The organism is Sphingomonas sp. 179-A 2A2 NHS (assembly GCF_045371305.1).
Classification (GTDB): Bacteria; Pseudomonadota; Alphaproteobacteria; order Sphingomonadales; family Sphingomonadaceae; genus Sphingomonas.
Genome location: NZ_JBIQDE010000003.1, coordinates 120,554 through 138,359 on the forward strand (window position 1 = coordinate 120,554; position 17,806 = coordinate 138,359).

General features: G+C 65.8%; 18 protein-coding genes, 1 tRNA gene and 1 other RNA gene. 11 read left to right on the forward strand and 9 right to left on the reverse strand.

Annotated features, from left to right (window positions below; translation table 11 throughout):
- Positions 1–9: 9 nt before the first annotated feature.
- On the forward strand, positions 10–603 hold the full coding sequence (gene rplI / locus ACH0AE_RS06925) for a 50S ribosomal protein L9 (protein WP_294444681.1): 594 nt from the start codon (positions 10–12) through the stop codon (positions 601–603).
- 412 nt (positions 604–1,015) lie between these two features.
- Here the strand turns inward: rplI and mutL are convergent, their stop codons facing one another.
- Entirely contained in the window at positions 1,016–2,833 is a 1,818-nt protein-coding gene (gene mutL, locus ACH0AE_RS06930) for a DNA mismatch repair endonuclease MutL (RefSeq protein WP_406875595.1), read from the reverse strand.
- A 143-nt stretch (positions 2,834–2,976) separates the two neighbouring features.
- On the opposite strand from mutL, the gene ACH0AE_RS06935 reads away from it, so the two are divergent.
- From ACH0AE_RS06935 to mtgA, 8 genes are all read left to right on the forward strand, one after another.
- Positions 2,977–4,017: a rod shape-determining protein gene (locus tag ACH0AE_RS06935; protein ID WP_294444679.1), complete on the forward strand. Its 1,041-nt coding sequence runs from the start codon at positions 2,977–2,979 to the stop codon at positions 4,015–4,017.
- A gap of 19 nt (positions 4,018–4,036) precedes the next feature.
- Positions 4,037–4,945, forward strand: a complete 909-nt coding sequence (gene mreC / locus ACH0AE_RS06940; protein WP_294444678.1) for a rod shape-determining protein MreC — start codon at positions 4,037–4,039, stop codon at positions 4,943–4,945.
- Positions 4,946–5,016: 71 nt separating this feature from the next.
- Entirely contained in the window at positions 5,017–5,451 is a 435-nt protein-coding gene (gene mreD, locus ACH0AE_RS06945) for a rod shape-determining protein MreD (protein WP_294444677.1), read from the forward strand.
- On the forward strand, positions 5,448–7,541 hold the full coding sequence (gene mrdA, locus ACH0AE_RS06950; RefSeq protein ID WP_294444676.1) for a penicillin-binding protein 2: 2,094 nt from the start codon (positions 5,448–5,450) through the stop codon (positions 7,539–7,541). Before mreD ends, mrdA begins: the two co-directional genes overlap by 4 nt.
- Positions 7,538–8,650 (forward strand): rod shape-determining protein RodA, encoded by a 1,113-nt coding sequence (gene rodA, locus ACH0AE_RS06955; protein WP_294444675.1) that lies wholly within the window; start codon positions 7,538–7,540, stop codon positions 8,648–8,650. Before mrdA ends, rodA begins: the two co-directional genes overlap by 4 nt.
- 79 nt (positions 8,651–8,729) lie before the next feature.
- A tRNA-Lys gene (locus tag ACH0AE_RS06960) sits at positions 8,730–8,805 on the forward strand.
- Between the two features lie 443 nt (positions 8,806–9,248).
- Positions 9,249–9,509, forward strand: coding sequence for a hypothetical protein (locus ACH0AE_RS06965; protein ID WP_294444673.1), 261 nt, complete (start codon positions 9,249–9,251; stop codon positions 9,507–9,509).
- 75 nt (positions 9,510–9,584) lie between these two features.
- Positions 9,585–10,247 (forward strand): monofunctional biosynthetic peptidoglycan transglycosylase, encoded by a 663-nt coding sequence (gene mtgA / locus ACH0AE_RS06970; protein ID WP_406875677.1) that lies wholly within the window; start codon positions 9,585–9,587, stop codon positions 10,245–10,247.
- A gap of 16 nt (positions 10,248–10,263) precedes the next feature.
- On the opposite strand, the gene ACH0AE_RS06975 is transcribed toward mtgA, so the two are convergent.
- The 6 genes from ACH0AE_RS06975 to ACH0AE_RS07000 all read right to left on the reverse strand — a co-directional run bounded on the left by ACH0AE_RS06975 (position 10,264) and on the right by ACH0AE_RS07000 (position 15,069).
- Positions 10,264–10,599, reverse strand: coding sequence for a YbaB/EbfC family nucleoid-associated protein (locus ACH0AE_RS06975; RefSeq protein WP_294444672.1), 336 nt, complete (start codon positions 10,597–10,599; stop codon positions 10,264–10,266).
- The gene (locus tag ACH0AE_RS06980; RefSeq protein WP_294444671.1) at positions 10,596–12,275 is read right to left on the reverse strand and encodes a DNA polymerase III subunit gamma/tau; all 1,680 of its coding nucleotides are present in this window, start codon (positions 12,273–12,275) and stop codon (positions 10,596–10,598) included. Before ACH0AE_RS06980 ends, ACH0AE_RS06975 begins: the two co-directional genes overlap by 4 nt.
- A gap of 188 nt (positions 12,276–12,463) precedes the next feature.
- Positions 12,464–12,561: signal recognition particle sRNA small type (gene ffs / locus ACH0AE_RS06985), an RNA gene on the reverse strand.
- 38 nt (positions 12,562–12,599) lie between these two features.
- Entirely contained in the window at positions 12,600–12,905 is a 306-nt protein-coding gene (locus ACH0AE_RS06990) for a 2Fe-2S iron-sulfur cluster-binding protein (protein ID WP_294444670.1), read from the reverse strand.
- Positions 12,902–13,987 carry a cysteine desulfurase family protein gene (locus ACH0AE_RS06995; RefSeq protein WP_294444669.1) on the reverse strand — a complete coding sequence of 362 codons (1,086 nt, stop codon included), beginning with the start codon at positions 13,985–13,987 and terminating at the stop codon, positions 12,902–12,904. The genes ACH0AE_RS06990 and ACH0AE_RS06995 overlap by 4 nt, the downstream gene beginning before the upstream one ends.
- On the reverse strand, positions 13,984–15,069 hold the full coding sequence (locus ACH0AE_RS07000; protein ID WP_406875596.1) for a cysteine desulfurase family protein: 1,086 nt from the start codon (positions 15,067–15,069) through the stop codon (positions 13,984–13,986). Before ACH0AE_RS07000 ends, ACH0AE_RS06995 begins: the two co-directional genes overlap by 4 nt.
- A 75-nt stretch (positions 15,070–15,144) precedes the next feature.
- Here ACH0AE_RS07000 and ACH0AE_RS07005 point away from each other — a divergent pair, with 75 nt between their 5' ends.
- Both ACH0AE_RS07005 and ACH0AE_RS07010 read left to right on the forward strand, forming a co-directional pair.
- Positions 15,145–15,801: an alpha/beta hydrolase gene (locus ACH0AE_RS07005; protein WP_294445134.1), complete on the forward strand. Its 657-nt coding sequence runs from the start codon at positions 15,145–15,147 to the stop codon at positions 15,799–15,801.
- A gap of 84 nt (positions 15,802–15,885) precedes the next feature.
- On the forward strand, positions 15,886–16,641 hold the full coding sequence (locus ACH0AE_RS07010; RefSeq protein ID WP_294445135.1) for a DUF2243 domain-containing protein: 756 nt from the start codon (positions 15,886–15,888) through the stop codon (positions 16,639–16,641).
- A gap of 1 nt (position 16,642) precedes the next feature.
- Here the strand turns inward: ACH0AE_RS07010 and ACH0AE_RS07015 are convergent, their stop codons facing one another.
- Positions 16,643–16,822 (reverse strand): hypothetical protein, encoded by a 180-nt coding sequence (locus ACH0AE_RS07015; protein WP_294445136.1) that lies wholly within the window; start codon positions 16,820–16,822, stop codon positions 16,643–16,645.
- Positions 16,819–17,790, reverse strand: a complete 972-nt coding sequence (locus ACH0AE_RS07020; RefSeq protein WP_294445137.1) for a threonine/serine dehydratase — start codon at positions 17,788–17,790, stop codon at positions 16,819–16,821. The genes ACH0AE_RS07015 and ACH0AE_RS07020 overlap by 4 nt, the downstream gene beginning before the upstream one ends.
- Between the last annotated feature and the right edge of the window lie 16 nt (positions 17,791–17,806).

The following is a 17,806-nucleotide window of genomic DNA, read 5'->3' on the forward strand; positions in this document are numbered from 1 at the left end:
GAAGAGCAGATGGACGTCATTCTGCTTGAGCGCGTCGAGAAGCTCGGCGGCATCGGCGACGTGGTGAAGGTGAAGGACGGCTTCGCCCGCAACTACCTCCTGCCGAACAAGAAGGCGCTTCGTGCCAACGAAGCCAACCGCAAGGTGTTCGAGGCCAACCGCGCGCGCATCGAGTCCGAGAACGCGACCCGTCGTGCGGACGCCGAGGTCGAGGCAAAGACCTTCAAGGACGCGTCGGTCACGATCATCCGCCAGGCCTCCAACACTGGCCAGCTCTACGGCTCGGTCGCAGTTCGCGATCTGGTCGATGCGCTGAACGAGGCTGGCCACAAGGTCGCGAAGTCGGCGATCGTGCTCGATCGTCCGATCAAGGCGATCGGCGTGTACGAGGTGAAGGTCTCGCTTCACCCGGAAGTGTCCGTGACGGTTAAGGTCAATGTCGCACGCTCGCCGGAAGAGGCCGAGATGCAGGCATCGGGCGTCGACGTCATGGCCCAGGTCTTCGAGGAAGGTCGCGATCAGGGCGGCTTCACCGAGGCGTACGACCCGAACGCAGAGCCCGGCGCGACTGCCGAGGTTCAGGACGAGCCGGCGCAGGGCTGATCCCCGCGACCGTATCGGTAAGGACAAAGCCCGCCCGGATCATCCGGGCGGGCTTTTTCTTTACCTAAGAGATGGCGGGCCATCCCCGAACCCAAAAAAAGCGGCCCGCAGTATATCCCCGCGGGCCGCTAATCTTCCGTAATGGCTGTGGTCGCGCGTGCCTCAGGGCACCGTGACGTATGCGCCTACCACGGCGGCAAGCGGGATCAGGGCCAGAACGATCGGTACAATCTGTTTCATGGGAATATGCGCCTTGGAAGCTGTCGATATAGCAATGCGTGCAGCCGGTAAAAGTTTCCCGTTTGTGAACGAACCGTTGCTACTTTGAACGGTTCGTCATTAGCCGCGCACGCTCTGTCGTGCCAACACCCTGCGTCGAATGATCGACGAACCATCCGCCCCTGATCGGGCGTCATCGACGGCCGAACAGCTTCTCGACATCGGAAAGCGCCAGCTTCACCCACGTCGGGCGGCCATGATTGCACTGCCCCGAATGCGGCGTCGCCTCCATCTCGCGCAGCAGGGCATTCATCTCCTGCACGGACAACACACGGCCGGCCCGAACCGATCCATGGCACGCCATCGTTCCTGCCACCGCGTCCAGCCGCTCGCGGAGCGACAACGCCTCGTCGAAGGCGGCGAGCTCGTCGGCAAGATCGGTGACAAGACCGGTCGGGTCACCCCGGCCAAGCAGGGCGGGCATCGCGCGTACCAGGATCGCGCGCGGGCCGAACCGCTCAATCTCGAGGCCGAGTTCGCTCAATTCCTCTATTCTTGCCTCCAGCCGGTCGCAGGCCGGCTCGTCCAGCTCGACCACGTCGGGGATCAGGAGCGCCTGCGATGCGACTCGCCCGCCCGCGAGCGCGGCGCGCATCCGCTCCAGCACCAGTCGCTCGTGCGCCGCATGTTGGTCCACGATGACCAGTCCATCTCCGGCTTCCGCGACGATATAGGTCTTCGCCACCTGGCCCCGCGCGACGCCCAGCGGATGATCGATGGCCTCGGGCGGCGGCGCCCATGCCGCCTCTGCGCGCGCCTGCGGCGGCGGCGCGAGAAACGCCGTGCGTGATTCACCCACCCGCCCCAAGTAAGGAGCCGCCAGTCCCGCATCGTTCGAGGCGCGCCCCGGTACGTCCTCGCCCCCTGTGGAACCCCAGGGCGCTCGCTCCTCCGATACAGGGGGGTGATAGCCTGGTTCGGCACGAAACATCGCCAGCGCATCCTCGGGAGCCCGGTGTACGACCCGATGCCCTGCCGCGTCCAAGGCGCGCCGGAGGCCCGAAACGATCAACCCCCGCACCATCGCAGGGTCGCGAAACCGCACCTCCGTCTTCGCCGGGTGGACGTTCACATCGACCTGATCCGGTGGCACATCCAGGAACAGCGCCACCACGGCATGGCGATCGCGCGGCATCATCTCGGCATAGGCGCCGCGGATTGCGCCGATCAGCAGCCGATCCTTCACCGGCCTTGAATTGACGAACAGATATTGGTGGTCGGCGACGCCGCGATGGAATGTCGGCAGCCCAGCGACTCCGCCGAGCACCAGTCCATCCCGCTCCATGTCTATCGCGACGGAGTTGTCCTTCAGTGCGCGGTCGGTCAGCGCCGCGACTCGCCCCGGCCGGTCTTCCGCCTGCAACGCCGCCAGCACCCGCCGCCCGTCATGCTCGACCGTGAAGACGATATCGGGGCGCGCCATCGCCAGCCGCCGCACCACATCCAGGCAGGCGGCATACTCGCTGCGACTCGAACGCAGGAACTTGCGCCGCGCCGGGACGCGCTCGAACAACCCTTCCACCAGCACGCGCGTGCCCGGCGGCAGCGCGGCCGGCCCCTCGCTTGCCAGCACGCCATTGTCGATCGCGCGTGCCCATCCATCGGCGCCGCGGACACGACTCTCCAGCGTCAGCCGTGCCACGCTTGCGATTGACGGCAGTGCCTCACCCCGAAAGCCCATGGTCGCAACCTGGTCGATGTCATCGCTCGGCAGCTTCGATGTCGCGTGCCGCTCCAGCGCCAGCGCCATGACAGCGGGCGCCATTCCGCAGCCGTCATCCGTCACTTCGATCCGGGTCGTCCCGCCATTGCCAAGGCGCACCGCGATCCGGGTCGCGCCGGCGTCGATGGAATTCTCCACCAATTCCTTCAACGCGCTGGCTGGTCTTTCCACCACTTCACCGGCAGCGATGCGATTGACGAGATGTTCTGGCAGGCGGCGTATTGACACAAGCCAGCCCCTAGCCCAATCGACGCCATCCCGCGACCCCGTGATAGCAGCAATCAGCGCCCAAGAAGCGACTTGCGGCCATGGCCGTGGGATGATTTGGCGCAAGTCGCACTGCGCGACTCGGGGACGGAATCTAGCTGAACATGGCCTTCTCGCGTTTCTTCAAGTTCATGTCGCATGACATGGCGATTGACCTCGGCACCGCGAACACCGTCGTCTACTTGCGCGGTCGCGGAATCGTGCTCAACGAGCCCTCCGTCGTGGCCGTAGAGACGATCAACGGTATCCGTAAGGTTAAGGCCGTCGGCGAAGATGCGAAGCTGATGATGGGCAAGACGCCCGGCAACATCGAAGCGATCCGCCCGCTGCGCGACGGCGTGATCGCCGACATCGACGTCGCCGAACAGATGATCAAAAGCTTCATCTACAAGGTCCACGGGCAGCGGAAGTTCATGCGTTGGCCTGAGATCGTGATTTGCGTTCCGTCGGGATCGACCAAGGTTGAACGCCGCGCGATCCGCGATGCCGCGTCAAACGCGGGCGCCAGCCAGGTCTGGCTCATCGAGGAGCCGATGGCGGCGGCGATCGGCGCGGACATGCCGGTGACCGAGCCGATCGGCAGCATGGTCGTCGATATTGGCGGCGGCACCACGGAAGTCGCGGTCCTCTCGCTGCGCGGCCTCGCTTATACCACGTCGGTCCGCGTCGGGGGCGACAAGATGGACGAGGCGATCGTCAGCTACGTCCGCCGAAACCATAATCTGCTGATCGGTGAATCGACCGCGGAACGCATCAAGCAGGAAGTTGGCATCGCCAAGCCGCCGCTCGATGGCGTCGGCGCCACGATCCACATCAAGGGTCGCGATCTGGTCAACGGCGTGCCCAAGGAGATCCAAATCAACCAGGGTCAGATCGCCGAGGCGCTCAGCGAGCCTGTCGCGACCATCGTCGAAGGTGTGCGGGTCGCGCTCGAGAACACCGCGCCGGAACTTGCCGCGGATATTGTCGACCAGGGCATCGTCCTCACCGGCGGCGGCGCGCTGCTTCAGGGGCTCGACGAGGTGCTTCGGGACGAGACCGGCCTGCCGGTGACCGTGGCGGAAGATCCGCTCACCTGCGTGGCGCTTGGCACCGGCCGGGCGCTCGAGGATCCGATGTACCGGGGCGTGCTGCAAAGCAGCTGATCTGAGAGAGGATTAGCGAATGGCGCCGACGCGGGACCGGCGCCCGGGTTTTTCGCGACGGGCGCAATATTCGCTCTTCTTGAGCTATATCCTCGCCATCGCGGGAGCGCTGGTGGGCGCGGTATTGCTCATCCTGTCGCAATTCAATCCGCCCGCCTTTGCGGCGCTCCGCTCCACCGCCAGCACGGTGACGGTGCCCGTCTCCTCGTCGCTGTCGGCAGTGCTGCGCGGCGTGGCTGCCGTGCCGGAGACGATCTCCACCTATTTTCGCGTCCACGGCGAAAATGAGGCGCTTCGTGCGGAGGTCGCGCGCACGCACGATGCCTTGGTTCAGGCGCGCATCATCGTGCGTGACAACCGTCGGCTGCGCGCCGTTCTCCAACTGCGCGACTCGACTCCCGCCTTGGTCGCTACCGCACGGATCGTCAGTTCCAGCGCATCGAGTACGCGCCGTTTCGGCCTCCTCAACGCTGGCCGCTGGCATGGCGTTCGCCCAGGTATGCCGGTCCGCGGGCCGGACGGCCTGATCGGGCGTGTCGTGGAGACGGGCCCAAACAGCGCCCGTGTGCTGCTGGCTACAGATCCCGAAAGCGTCATCCCCGTTCGTCGCATTGGTGACGGCCTCCCTGCGCTTGCGGCGGGGCGCGGCGACGGCATGCTCGAAATCCGCTCGGTCGGAACGGCGAACGCGAATCTGCGTCCGGGCGATCGCTTCGTCACGTCGGGCACCGGGGGCATCTTCATGCCGGGCGTCCTTGTTGCCCAGGTTACCGGCCGGGGAAGCGACAACGCGCCGGCGCGTCCCTTTGGCCACCCCGACACCTTTGACTTTGCGCTCGTCAGCGCGCCCTTCATCGTGCCACCCGGCCCCATTCCCACACCACCCAAGGCCGTCGGCGAACCGTCGGTGACCGCCGGGCAACCATGATCCCGCCGCCCAAGCCCTTTCAGACGCCGCTTCCACCGGCGCGCGCGCGTGCTTTGCCATGGCTGACGGTAATGGCGGGCTCCCTCGTTACGATCTTCCCCATCGCCGCCACCTTCCCGGTGATGCCCCCGTTTGGCCTCCTCATGCTCCTTGCCTGGCGCCTCCTCGCGCCGCTGGCGTTGCGCCGCTGGAGCCCGGCGCTGCTCGGCCTGTTCGACGATTGCCTCAGCGGTCAGCCGCTCGGCAGCGCCATGCTGTTGTGGACGCTCGTCTTTTTCATGATTGATCTGTTCGACCAGCGGACGATCTTCCGCGCCTTCGCGCAGGACTGGCTGATCGCAGCGGTGGCGATCACCTTCTGCCTCGTCGGCGGCCGCTTACTGGCATCCCCCCTCGGAGCGCACGTTGATTTTGTGCTACTGCCCCAGATCGCCGTGACGATCCTCCTCTTTCCCTTCGCCGCCCGTGTCATTGCCTGGGTAGACCGCCGGCGCATCGCGCAATGAGCCGACCTCCCCGCATCGCTACCGAGGCGCAGCAAGGCTATACCTTTTCGCGACGCGCCTGGCTTCTGGGCGCGGCGCAGCTTGGCGTTGGCGGCATGCTGGCCGGCCGCATGGCGTGGCTTTCAGTGGCGGAGAACGAGCGCTACCAGCTGCTGAGCGAAAGCAACCGCGTCAACATGACGCTGATCCCGCCGCGTCGCGGCTGGCTGGTTGATCGCAATGGTCATCCGATCGCCGACAACCGTACGGATTTCCGAGTCGATCTCATTCCCGATCGCGTGCGCGACGTGGAGAGGACACTTACAGCACTAAAGCAGCTCCTGTCGCTAAACGACGAGGATCTTTTGCGAATTCGTGCCGACCTCAAAACGGCGGCTGGCTTCCAACCGGTAAAGGTCGCCGAGAATGTCAGCTGGGAGCAATTCGCTGCCGTACAAGTGCGCCAGCCTGAGCTTCCCGGCGTCGCTCCCACCCGTGGGTTCGCGCGAAACTATCCGGCCGGCGCCGCCGTGGCGCACCTCACCGGCTATGTGGGCAGTGCGAATGCCGAGCAATTCAAGAAGACGCGGGACCCGCTACTCCTCACACCTGGATTCAAGATCGGCAAGGATGGTCTTGAGAAGACCTTGGAACCAGTCTTGCGAGGCAAGCCAGGTGCCAAGCGGATCGAGGTCACCGCACGCGGTAAGCTGGTCGCCGAACTCGCGACCCGGCCTGACGTGCCCGGCAAGACGCAGCGGCTGACGATCGATTCCGGGCTTCAGGAATATGCCGCCCGGCGGCTCGGCACCAACTCCGGTTCGGCGGTCGTGTTCGACTGCCTCACCGGCGAGATGCTCTGCATGGCCTCCATGCCGGCCTACGATCCGAACAGCTTCTCCGACGGGATCAGTCATCTCGAATGGAAGATGCTGTCCGCGGATGATCACGTGCCCCTGATGAACAAGGTAACTCAGGGTCTCTATCCCCCTGGCTCCACCGTTAAGCCGATGAACGGCCTCGCGTTGCTCGAAGCCGGCATCGATCCCAACGACCGTGTGTTCTGCAGCGGGGCGATGCGTGTCGGCACGGGGGTGTTCCACTGCCACAAGCGCCGGGGCCACGGCCCAATGGATCTGCGCACTGCGGTGGCGCAAAGTTGCGACATCTACTTTTACGAGATGATCCGTCGTCTCGGATACGACCGCGTTGCTCCCGTGGCCCGTGCGTTGGGTTTGGGGCAAAAATTCGATCTTCCGTTCTCCACGCAACGCTACGGGACGGTGCCAGATAGCGAGTGGAAGCAGCGGAAATATAAGACGAAATGGACCGTCGCCGATTCGCTCAACGCGTCGATCGGTCAAGGCTATGTTCTGGCCAATCCGCTCCAACTTGCCGTGATGTCCATGCGGATCGGTGCCGGTCGAATGCTGCAGCCGAGCCTCCTTGCCGACCGTGTCCATGCCGATGCTGCGCCGCTGCCGTTCCGCCCGGAGAACCTCGAGATTGTCCGCGAATCGATGTGGAAGGTGGTGAACGGCGGCGGCACGGGCGGTGCATCTCGGATGCACGTGCCTGGCGTCGAACTCGCTGCAAAAACCGGTACGGCGCAGGTGCGCCGCATTACGTTGGCAGAGCGGCGGCGCGGTGTGCTGAGCAACGCGCAATTGCCGTTCAAGCTTCGCGACCACGCATTGTTCATCTGCTTCGCCCCAGCCGACAAGCCTCGCTATGCCGCGGCGGTCGTCCTTGAGCATAACGGCCATACGGTCCGGAACCTCGACACACCGATGATCGGCCGGGATATCATGACGTACCTTTTCGATAAGCCACGGGCGATGAAGGCGCTCGAGGAAGTCGAACCCACCTGGGGCGGTGATATCCGGACGCGTATGGCAGCCCAGGAAGCCGCCTATCGCGCCGCTACCAATGCCCCGGCCCCGGCTCAGGCAGTGGCGACCGAAACCAATGCTCCCGCGCCGACCGCCGCGCCCGCGGTGCGGCAAGCGACCGACGCATCATCGGCGAGCCAGGAGGCGACTGTCGGCGATATCGCCAATGGCGTGGGGCCCGCGAGCATCGGAACCACGGAACCGTCTGATCAGCAATGAACGGCCCCTCGATCGTCCCTGCCCCCCTCGCACGCCTGCCGTGGCGGATGCTGCTGCTGGTAATCGCGATCGCCACTTTTGGACTGGTCGTGCTTTATTCCGCAGCGGGAGGGAGCATGCGCCCGTGGGCGATGTCTCAGGGCATCCGCTTCGCGATTTTCCTGTTCGGCGCGATCATCATATCCCGGGTTCGAGAGGATGTCTGGCGCCAAGCAGCCCTCCCCGGCTATGTCGTCATCGTCGTCCTCCTGTTCTTGGTTGAACTGCTTGGCGCGGTGCGCGGCGGAAGCCAGCGCTGGCTCGACCTTGGCTTTATACGCCTTCAACCATCCGAGTTGATGAAGCCTGCGATCGTTCTGGCCTGCGCGCGCTTCTATGAAATGCTGCCTCCCAACGAGACCCGGCGCTTCGGGGCGATCTGGCCCGCTGCGCTCCTGATCGGGCTTCCGGCGGGCCTGGTGATGCTCCAGCCTGATCTCGGAACCGCACTCATGATCACGGCCGGGGGCTTGACCGTGATGTTCCTCGCCGGCGTTCCGCTGCGGCTGTTCGTCGGCGGCGCACTTGCACTCGCGATCGCCGCGCCGTTGGCGGTGAACTTTCTCCTCCACGATTATCAGCGCAACCGCGTGCTGATCTTCATGGATCCGGAAAGCGATCCACTCGGCACCGGATACCACATCAGCCAGTCGAAGATCGCGATCGGGTCAGGCGGGATCACCGGCAAAGGCTTCCTCAACGGCACGCAGAGCCATCTCGATTACCTGCCCGAGGGCCATACCGACTTCGTCTTCGCCACCATGGCGGAGGAATGGGGCCTGCTCGGCGGCCTCTTCATTATCGGCGCCTATTTGCTGGTGATCCGCTGGGGCGTGGATGTCGGCATGCGCGCGCGCAGCCGCTTTGCGAAGCTGACGGCCGCTGGCCTGGCTACCACGATCTTCTTCTACGTCGCGATCAACCTCATGATGGTGATGGGCCTGGCGCCCGTCGTCGGCATCCCCCTCCCGCTCGTCAGCTTTGGCGGGTCCGCGCAGATGACGGTTTTCCTGTGCCTGGGCATCCTGATGTCGATCGATCGAAATAATCGCGGCGAACAGGGGTGGTGACGATAAAAAGCACTTGCGCGTCCCGCGATCGATGCTAATTGACCGCCTCCCGATCGGGGCAGCCGCCCACCACGATCACGGACGCATAGCTCAGTTGGTAGAGCAGCTGACTCTTAATCAGCGGGTCCTAGGTTCGAGCCCTAGTGCGTCCACCATTATATCAGCGGGTTAGCTGGGATAGCTCTCAGCAATGCTCCGGAACTGGCAGCTTCGTCCTAGACGAAGCGCCAGGCGCTTAATCCCCGTTCGGCCCCTTCCTCTCAATCGGTAGCGCAGCCTTCCTGAGCTGTGGCACGCGGGTCAAGTGCGGCGCTGTCCGCTCGTACAATGCCACGTTGCTGCATCTGCGTCGCGGCTTGGCGCTGCAATCTTTGGCGTCAATATCATCACGCAACCAGCCTGCGAATCTGTCTGACGCAGGAAGATTGGGGCGATCGACCTACATCGGCGCCAACCGACACCGCACGGCGAAATCAAGGGAACTTCAACAGGGCTTAGAGAGGGTGGGCCCGCCTTGCGCCGCACCTGAAGCAGGTTGCGCAATCTTGAACGCCGCCGGCGCCATCTATAGGTTCGCCAGCTGCCGACGAGGGGAAGCATGGCCGAAGAGAACGAGAACTCAATGGCTGTCCTGCGCGCGGCGGAGCATGGAATGCGGGCGGAAACCAAGCGGTTGGCAAGATCCCAGCGCGAAGAGTGGCTGGCTTCCGAGGATACAGCTCGCGGCAGCATCCGGATGGAAGCAAGGCGCCTCGCTTGTCTGACCAAGAAGCAGGCAGGCGAGCTCGTGCCGGCCCAGTCAGGACCGAGCGTGGTCCGAAGCAATCATGCACAGCCGCCTTCAACCGTTAGCCTGTGAGATCGAAGAGTGGCGGCGAACACGACCAATAGGCTGTCCGCCAACCGGCCGAAGCGGACAATAACGGCACGTATAATTCACCTGGTCGTCAAGACGGGTGTCTGGTGCATCGCGCTGTCGGTTCTCTGGGTGATCATCCTGCGCTTCGTGCCGCCGCCGTTCACGCTCACCATGGCCGGGGATCTGCTCAATGGCCGATCGGTGACCAAGGAATGGCGGCCGCTCAGCGAGATCGATCCGAACATGGCGCGTGCGGCGATCGCGGGCGAGGACGCGCGCTTCTGCAGTCATAACGGCTTCGATTTGGAGGCGATCGCCGGCGCGGCCTATCGTAACGCGAAAGGCGGGCGGATCCGCGGCGGTTCCACGATCAGCCAGCAGACCGCCAAGAACGTCTTCCTGTTCCAGGGCGGTGGTTATCTGCGCAAGGCAGTGGAAGCGTGGTTCACGCTGCTGATCGAAACGCTATGGGGCAAGCGCCGCATCATGGAGGTGTACCTCAACGTCGCCGAGACGGGCATCGGCACCTATGGCGCCGAGGCCGGCGCGATTCGGTACTTCAACCACTCCGCCAAGCGGCTGACGCCGACCGAGGCGGGGCGGATTGCGGCCGTGCTGCCTCTCCCGAAGAAGCGGGCGGCGATCGCGCCGCGCGGCTTCGTCCGCCGCCATGGCGACCGGATCGCTCGCCAAGTGGCCGTGGTGCGGCGCGAAAAGCTGGACGCGTGCCTCAACTGATCGCGCCGAGCACAGATCAGAACGGCAACTTGAAACCCGGCGGCAGCGGCAGGCCGCTCGTCATCTTCGCCATTTCCTGAGACGATGCGGCATCCGCCTTCGCCCGCGCATCGTTGAACGCCGCCGCGACGAGATCCTCGAGCATCTGCTTTTCGGACAGAACGATCAGCGAATCATCGATCGCGACCGTCAGAATCCGGCCCTTGGCGGTCGCCTTGATCTTCACGAGGCCGCCGCCGGAGACGCCCTCCACCTCGATCTTGTCGAGCGTGGCCTGGGCCTCGTCCATCTGCTTCTGCACGTTCTCCGCAGCGCTTTGCGCAGCAGCGAGCAGTTCATTGATATCCTTCACGCGTGGTTCCTCTTCTTGGGCCAGTCGATCAATTCGGCATCGGGAAAGGCCTCCATCGCGGCCTTTACCAGCGGCGACGCGAGCACCTTCTGGCGTTCCTCTTCCGCAGCAGCATCAGCGGCTTCCTTCAGCGTCGGTTCCCCCGGCGCATCAAGCATCGAGAGTTTCCACGCCGTGCCGGTGATGCTGCGGAGCGCCGTCGCCGTCTCCGCGAGCGTATCCGCAGCGATGGGTCGTGAGCCGCTGAACACGATCTCGGGCGGCTCATAGCTGACGATACGGGCACCATGGCCTAACCGCACCGCCAGCAGATGGTGGCCGTTCTCCTCCAGCGCTGCGACGAGATCAGCGAAAGTCGCCGGCAATGCAGGAGGAGCCTGTTCAGCGTGCGCACGCGCCGTCGCAACGGGTGCCGGCGTCATCGCAGGCGGGGCGGCGCCCGATGCGTTGGCGGCCCCACTCGCGGCGGGCTCGCCGCCGGTGATCTGGCGCGCCAGTTCGCCCGGATCGGGCAGGCTTCGCGCGTGGATGATGCGCAGAAGCGCCATCTCGGCCGTCTCGATCGGCAGCGCCGCGCGCGACACTTCCTCATGGCCCTTCAGCAGCAGCTGCCACAGTCGGTGAAGCAACGGAAAGGACAGGCTCTGCGCCCAGGTGCGATACGCCTCGCGCTCCTCGGCGGGCTGTGCGGGGTCCTCTGCCGTGCCGACCTTGGCGAGCGTCACGCCATGGATCGCCTCCAGCAACGCACCGAACACGCCCAGCGGATCAACACCATAATCATACTGCCGGCGCAGCGCGGCGAGCGATTCCGGGCCGTCGCCGGACAAGAGAAGCCCCAGCAGATCGCGGATGGCGCCGCGATCGGACAGGCCGAGCATCTCACGCACGGCGGCCGCTGTGACCCCGCTACCCTCCAGATCGGCATGGGCGATCGCCTGGTCGAGGATCGACAGGCCGTCACGCGCTGAGCCTTCGGCGGCGCGCGCAATCAGCGCCAGCGCTTCCGCCTCGGCCGAAACGCCCTCCTGCGCGGTGACGGCGGCGAAATGCTCCGCAAGCTTTTCCGCCGGAATGCGGCGAAGATCGAAGCGCTGGCACCGTGACAACACCGTCACCGGCACCTTGTTCACCTCGGTCGTCGCGAACAGGAACTTCACATGCCCTGGCGGCTCCTCCAGCGTCTTCAGCAGCCCATTGAAGGCCGCCTTCGACAGCATGTGAACTTCGTCGATGATATAGACCTTGTACCGCGCAGAGACTGCCGCGTAGCGCGACGCCTCGATGATCTCGCGGATGTCGTCGATGCCAGTGTGGCTCGCCGCGTCCATCTCGATCACGTCGATATGACGGCCCTCTGCGATCGCGCGGCAGGGTTCGCATACACCGCATGGATCGATCGTCGGGCCACCCTGCCCGTCCGGCCCGATGCAGTTCAGTGCCTTGGCGATCAGCCGCGCCGTCGACGTCTTGCCCACCCCGCGCACCCCGGTGAGCAGGAAGGCATGGGCGATCCGGTCGCGCTTAATCGCATTCTCGAGCGTGCGGACCATCGCCTCCTGCCCGATCAGGGCCTGGAAGGTCTGCGGCCGATATTTGCGGGCGAGAACGCGATATGCCTCGCCGCCGCGGCGGGGCTGCGCCGGTTCGTCAAGGCCAAGGAGCGTGTCGGTCATCAGCAGCCGCGAATGTTGAGGAAGTTGAGGGTGTCGCGCACTTGTTCGCCATAGGCGCTCGGCCCCGACGAGTCAGGTGGTAGATTTACGCTTCCGCACATTCGCGGGTTCATCGCACGTCCTCGCCGTAGGACATGGGGCTGCAGAATGGCGTTGATGCTGGGAGGCCCCGCGACCCATGATGGCGGGAAGGTGGGAGCCGGAACGACCCGAGGCGAAATCGTTGTGGCTGCTTCCGTCAGGATCTGACCAGGTTGGCGACGACCACGTCCGCCCGACTCCCGCGCGCCATATGGCGAAGGCGTGCCAACTGATCAAGCGCGCTCAGCCGGGAATACGCACCGTGAGCCCGTCCAGCGCATCATCGAGCACGATCTGGCACGACAATCGGCTGGTCCGCGTGGCGCCATAAGCGAGATCGAGCATGTCCTCTTCCTCCTCGGCGGCGGGCGTGAGGCGCTCGAAATCTTCCGGAGCAACGATCACGTGGCATGTGGCACAGGCGAGATCGCCTTCGCACGTCCCCTCCAGCGGCATGCCGACGCGCTGGCCGACGTCGAGCAGCCGCTCTCCGGCGCTTGCCTCCGCCTCCACCGTTTCGCCATCGGCGGCAACGAAGCGAACCTTCACGCTGCAACCCGCTGCGAATCGGCAGCCGCCACCAACTGATCGAGCGCGCCCTGCAACTCCTGTTCCGTGGTATAGCGGCCGAAGCCAAGCCGGATCGAGCTGCGCGCCTCGGCATCCGAAAGCCCAATCGCCCTCAGCACGTGGCTCGGCCGTCCAGACCCGCTGGCGCAGGCGGACCCGGCGGAAAAGGCGATGTCGCGGCAGTCGCTCATCAGCCGGTTGACGTCGAGCCCGCGCCGGCGGACGTTGAGATTGCCGCGATAGCGCTCCTCGGCCGCGCCATTCAGTGTCCAGCCGGTGAGCCGCTCGGTCGCGATCTGCCACAGCCGCTCAACATGCGCTGCGTCCGCCTCGTGCCGCTCCGCCATCAGCCGGGCGGCGACGCCGAAGCCAACGCACAGCGCCGGGCTGAGCGTCCCCGAACGTCCACCTTCCTGATCACCCCCGTGAAGCAGCGGATCGAGTGACACCCCGTCGCGCACCCACAAGGCACCGATCCCCTTCGGCCCGTGGATCTTGTGGGCGGACAAGGCAATGAGGTCGCATTCTTCCGGGATGGCGACCCGGCCATAGCCCTGCACCGCGTCGCACAAGACCAGAATGCCGCGCTCCCGCGCCATGCGCGTGAGATCGCTGACCGGCTGCATCACCCCGATCTCGTTGTTCACCAGCATGGCGGCGAACAGCCCCGCGCCTTGCTTCAACACGCGCCGCGCCACCCACAGATCGATCCGTCCGTCAGGACGAACCGGCAGCACGGTCACTTCCCGGCCGCTCGCCACCTCGCCCCGCGCCGTATCGAGCACCGCTGCGTGTTCGCTCGCGATGGTGACGATGGAGCCGCCGCTTCCCTTGATTGCCCAGTTCAACGCTTCGGTCGCGCCGCTGGTGAACACCACGCGGCCGCCCGGCGGCAGCAATTCCGCGATCTGGTTCCGCGCGACTTCCACGGCGGCCTTGGCGGCGCGCCCGATGCGGCTCGGCGAATGGGGATTGGCGAACTGGTCGCGCAGCCACGGCACCATCGCGTCGAAGGCTTCCGGCGCGAGCGGCGTCGTCGCCTGATAATCAAGATAGGTCATGCGGCGAGGTTCCGTGCGTTGCGGGTCATGCCGCGCCATGCGTGAATGAAGCGGTCGACATCTGCCTCCGTGGTAGGCCGGCCGAAGCTGACGCGGATCACTTCGCGTGTCGCCTCCTCGCTCCAGCCCATGGCGCGCAGCACATGGCTTGGCTTGAGGCTGCCGCTCGCACACGCGCTTCCGGCCGAAACGGCGATGCCCGCAAGATCGAGCCGGATGAGCTGGGCGTTCGCGGCAAGACCGGGCAGTCGATAGCTGCCGATCGCGGCATGGCGCGGCGCGTCCCCGGCGATAACGATCCCGCCGGAGCGCACGATCGCATCGTCCAGCCGTGCGCGAAGCGGCGCGTGATCCGGCTCCGCCTCGGCGAGTGCGGCAGCAAAGGCCAGCACGGCGGGAAGGTTTTCCGTTCCCGCGCGATAGCCTCGTTCCTGCCCGCCACTGGGCACCAGCGTCGCGAGGTCGCGCACCAATAGCGCGCCGATCCCCGGCGGCCCGCCGCGCTTGTGCCCCGAAATGGCGATGAAGTCAGCGTGGTCGGCAAGTTCGCTCGACGCCGGCATCTGCGCCGCGTCGATCAGCAGCAGCGCGCCGGCCGCCTTCGTCAAAGCAGCGATCTCCGCGATCGGCTGGCGAACCCCGGTCTCGCTGTTGCACCATTGCACGCAAACGATCGCGCGGCTTTCCGCGGCGGCGGCCAGCATTTCCTCTAGAGCAACGAGCGAGATCACTCCGTCGGCGCCGACCGGCACCATCTGCGCGCCCTCGCCCGCCGCACGCATCACCGCATCATGCTCCACGGCGGATACGATGCGCCGCCCGGCGATCGCTCTTCCGAGCGCAAGACCAAGCGATTCGCTTGCGCCGCTGGTGAACAGCACCTCGCCACCCCAGCCATAAGCGCGGGCGACAGCGACCCGCGCCTCCTCCAGCGCGGCCTTGGCAGCGCGCCCCTCGGCGTGCGGAGAGGAAGGATTCGCCCAAATCGCAAGGCCCTGCACCATCGCCGCACGCGCGGCTTCGGTCATCGGCGTGGTCGCGGCATGATCAAGATACAGGCGCTCAGGCAAAACTCGTTCCATAATTGATGCGCGCTCCTATATAGCGCAGCAACCACGGCGCCACACCCGGCGTCGCTTTGACAAACAAGAGTATCGATGCCCGAAGTCATCTTTCCTGGCCCCGAGGGCCGCCTCGAAGGGCGTTTTGCCCCCGCACCGAAGCCACGCGCACCGGTGGCGATGATCCTTCATCCGCACCCGGCCGCCGGGGGCACGATGAACAACCACATCGTTCAGGCGCTCTACAAGACGTTCCAGCGCCGCGGCTTCGCCACGCTGCGCTTCAACTTCCGCGGCGTCGGCAAGAGCCAGGGCACTTTCGACAATGGCGTCGGCGAGCTGTCGGACGCGGCGAGCGCGCTGGACTGGGTGCAGAGCTTCCACCCCGAGGCGTCGACCACCTGGGTCGCCGGCTTCAGCTTCGGCGCGTGGATCGGCATGCAGTTGCTGATGCGCCGCCCCGAGATCCGCGGCTTCATCTCGATTGCGCCGCCCGCCAACCTCTACGACTTCACCTTCCTTGCGCCCTGCCCCTCGTCGGGCATCATCATCCAGGGTGCGGAGGATGAAGTGGCGACGCCGCCGGCGACGCAGAAGCTGGTCGACAAGCTGCGCACGCAGAAGCACATCACGATTCATCATGACGTGATCCCGAAGGCGAACCATTTCTTCGAGCACGAAATGGACGACCTGATGAAGTCGGTCGACAATTACCTCGACATGCGGCTCGATCCGAACTCGCCGATCCGCTGACGTTACTGCCGGCGGTATCAAGCCGCCCGCCGTTCGGACCCCTCGCTTCTCCCCCGCGTTCATCGCGCGGAGGAGGAGCAGGCCATGATCCGAAACGTGTGGACCCGATGGTCGATCGTGCTCGGCGTTGCGCTGGGCGGCTTCTTCGACGGGATCCTCCTTCACCAGATCCTGCAATGGCACCATCTGCTGAGCCTCGTGCCCGGCGTCACCTCGCTCCGCGCGCAGGTGCTGTGGGACGGCTATTTCCATGCCTTGATGTATGTCATCGCCGCAGTCGGAGTTTGGGGCCTGTGGCGGAACCGACGGGAGCCCGCGGCGCAGAGCGGCGCGCTGGCGGGCGGCTTGCTGATCGGCTTCGGCCTCTGGCATCTTCTCGATGCCGTTCTTTCACACTGGCTGCTCGGCATCCATCGCATCAGGCTCGACAGCCCCAACCCGCTGGCCTGGGACCTCGGCTGGGCAGTCGGGTTCGGCGTGCTTCCGGTGATCCTCGGCTGGCTGCTGCTGCGCCGGCCACCCGCCCTCGGCAAGCCGCGCGGCACATCGGTGGCACTGCTGATGGTCGGCGGCCTGGCGACCGGCTTGGCGGGATGGTCGCTCCGCCCGCCGCCCGGTCAGCCATTTGCCGTGGTCGTTTTCGCCCCCTGGCAACACCCCGCTGCCTCACTGAACGCGGTGATCGAGAGCGATGCGCGGGTGGTGTGGGCGGAACCCGGCATGGGCGTGGCCGTGCTAGACGTTCCACCGGCGAACCGTGCCGCCTTCTATCGCCGCGGTGCGCTGCTCGTCAGCGGCTCGGGCGTTCCGGCGGGATGCTTCGGTTGGAGCAAGGCTTAGATCAGATCGTCCAGATCGCAACGTTGCCGACCAGCACTGTTGCCATGATGATCAACAGCCACCCCTTCTTCGGATCACGCCGGCTCGCGATCATCCAGCCGCCGCCGATCGCGCAGGCGAATGCCGCCACCATTCCGATCGCCGGGGCGGCGCTTGCGAGGCCAGTTGCCGCCGCGTTCATCCTGCATTCCCTCCAATAACGCGCGCATAAGCTTCAACATCGACGTTGCCGCCCGACAAAATCACCAGCGTCCCTGCGCGCGGCGTGACCTTGCCTGACAGCACAGCCGCAAGCGCCACCGCTCCGCCCGGCTCCACCACCAGGCGAAGCCGATACGCCGCCCAGCGCTGTGCCGCGGCGGTCTCCGCTTCGCTCACCGCCACGCCCGTCGCATCACGCCGCGAGAGGACATCGAAGGTCAGCGGCGAGACAATCTTTGTCATCAGTGCGTCGCAGGCGGTCGGTGGCGGCGAATCGCCCACCGGCAGGATCCAGCTAGCCTCCAGGCTGCGGCGCATGTCATCCCAGCCCTCGGGCTCCGCAACCGTGACCGCGGCATCCGGCAGGGCCAGCGCCGTTCCCGCCGCAAGACCCCCGCCACCGCACGGGATCACGACGTGCGCTGGCGCGCCAAGGCCCATCGCCGTCATCTGGACCGCCGCCTCGATCCCCGCAGATCCCTGCCCTTCGATGATCCAGGGATCGTCGAAGCTCGGCACTAGAGTGGCGCCCCGCGCTTCGGCCAGCCGCGCCGCAATCTGCTCGCGCGATTCGCTTGCCCGGTCATAGCTCACGATCTCGGCGCCCAGCGCCAGCGTGCCTTCCACCTTCGCGCGCGGTGCGTCGGCCGGCATGACGATCGTCGCCGGCATGCCGAGTCTCTTGGCCGCCCAGGCGATTCCCTGCGCGTGATTGCCGCTGGAGAAGGCAACGACGCCGCGACGACGCGCCGCCTCGTCCAGCGCGGTCAGCCGATGCCACGCGCCGCGGATCTTGAACGCGCCAATCGGCTGCAGCGACTCCGCCTTGAAGGCAACGGTCACCCCGTTGATTTCATGGACAAACAAGGGAGTGGGCGGGAGAACGGCAGCGATCTTCGCCGCCGCGTCGCGCACGCCGGCGCGGGTGGGTTGTCGCACGATCGTCACGGTTCGTCCTTGCCGC

Excerpts from the sequence above, each read along its gene's own strand:
- rplI (WP_294444681.1), top strand. The coding sequence starts at position 10 with ATGGACGTCATTCTGCTTGAGCGCGTCGAGAAGCTCGGCGGCATCGGC.
- ACH0AE_RS06935 (WP_294444679.1), top strand. The coding sequence starts at position 2,977 with ATGGCCTTCTCGCGTTTCTTCAAGTTCATGTCGCATGACATGGCGATT.
- mreC (WP_294444678.1), top strand. The coding sequence starts at position 4,037 with ATGGCGCCGACGCGGGACCGGCGCCCGGGTTTTTCGCGACGGGCGCAA.
- mreD (WP_294444677.1), top strand. The coding sequence starts at position 5,017 with ATGGCGGGCTCCCTCGTTACGATCTTCCCCATCGCCGCCACCTTCCCG.
- mrdA (WP_294444676.1), top strand. The coding sequence starts at position 5,448 with ATGAGCCGACCTCCCCGCATCGCTACCGAGGCGCAGCAAGGCTATACC.
- rodA (WP_294444675.1), top strand. The coding sequence starts at position 7,538 with ATGAACGGCCCCTCGATCGTCCCTGCCCCCCTCGCACGCCTGCCGTGG.
- ACH0AE_RS06965 (WP_294444673.1), top strand. The coding sequence starts at position 9,249 with ATGGCCGAAGAGAACGAGAACTCAATGGCTGTCCTGCGCGCGGCGGAG.
- ACH0AE_RS06980 (WP_294444671.1), bottom strand. The coding sequence starts at position 12,275 with ATGACCGACACGCTCCTTGGCCTTGACGAACCGGCGCAGCCCCGCCGC.
- ACH0AE_RS06995 (WP_294444669.1), bottom strand. The coding sequence starts at position 13,987 with ATGACCTATCTTGATTATCAGGCGACGACGCCGCTCGCGCCGGAAGCC.
- ACH0AE_RS07000 (WP_406875596.1), bottom strand. The coding sequence starts at position 15,069 with ATGGAACGAGTTTTGCCTGAGCGCCTGTATCTTGATCATGCCGCGACC.
- ACH0AE_RS07005 (WP_294445134.1), top strand. The coding sequence starts at position 15,145 with ATGCCCGAAGTCATCTTTCCTGGCCCCGAGGGCCGCCTCGAAGGGCGT.
- ACH0AE_RS07010 (WP_294445135.1), top strand. The coding sequence starts at position 15,886 with ATGATCCGAAACGTGTGGACCCGATGGTCGATCGTGCTCGGCGTTGCG.
- ACH0AE_RS07015 (WP_294445136.1), bottom strand. The coding sequence starts at position 16,822 with ATGAACGCGGCGGCAACTGGCCTCGCAAGCGCCGCCCCGGCGATCGGA.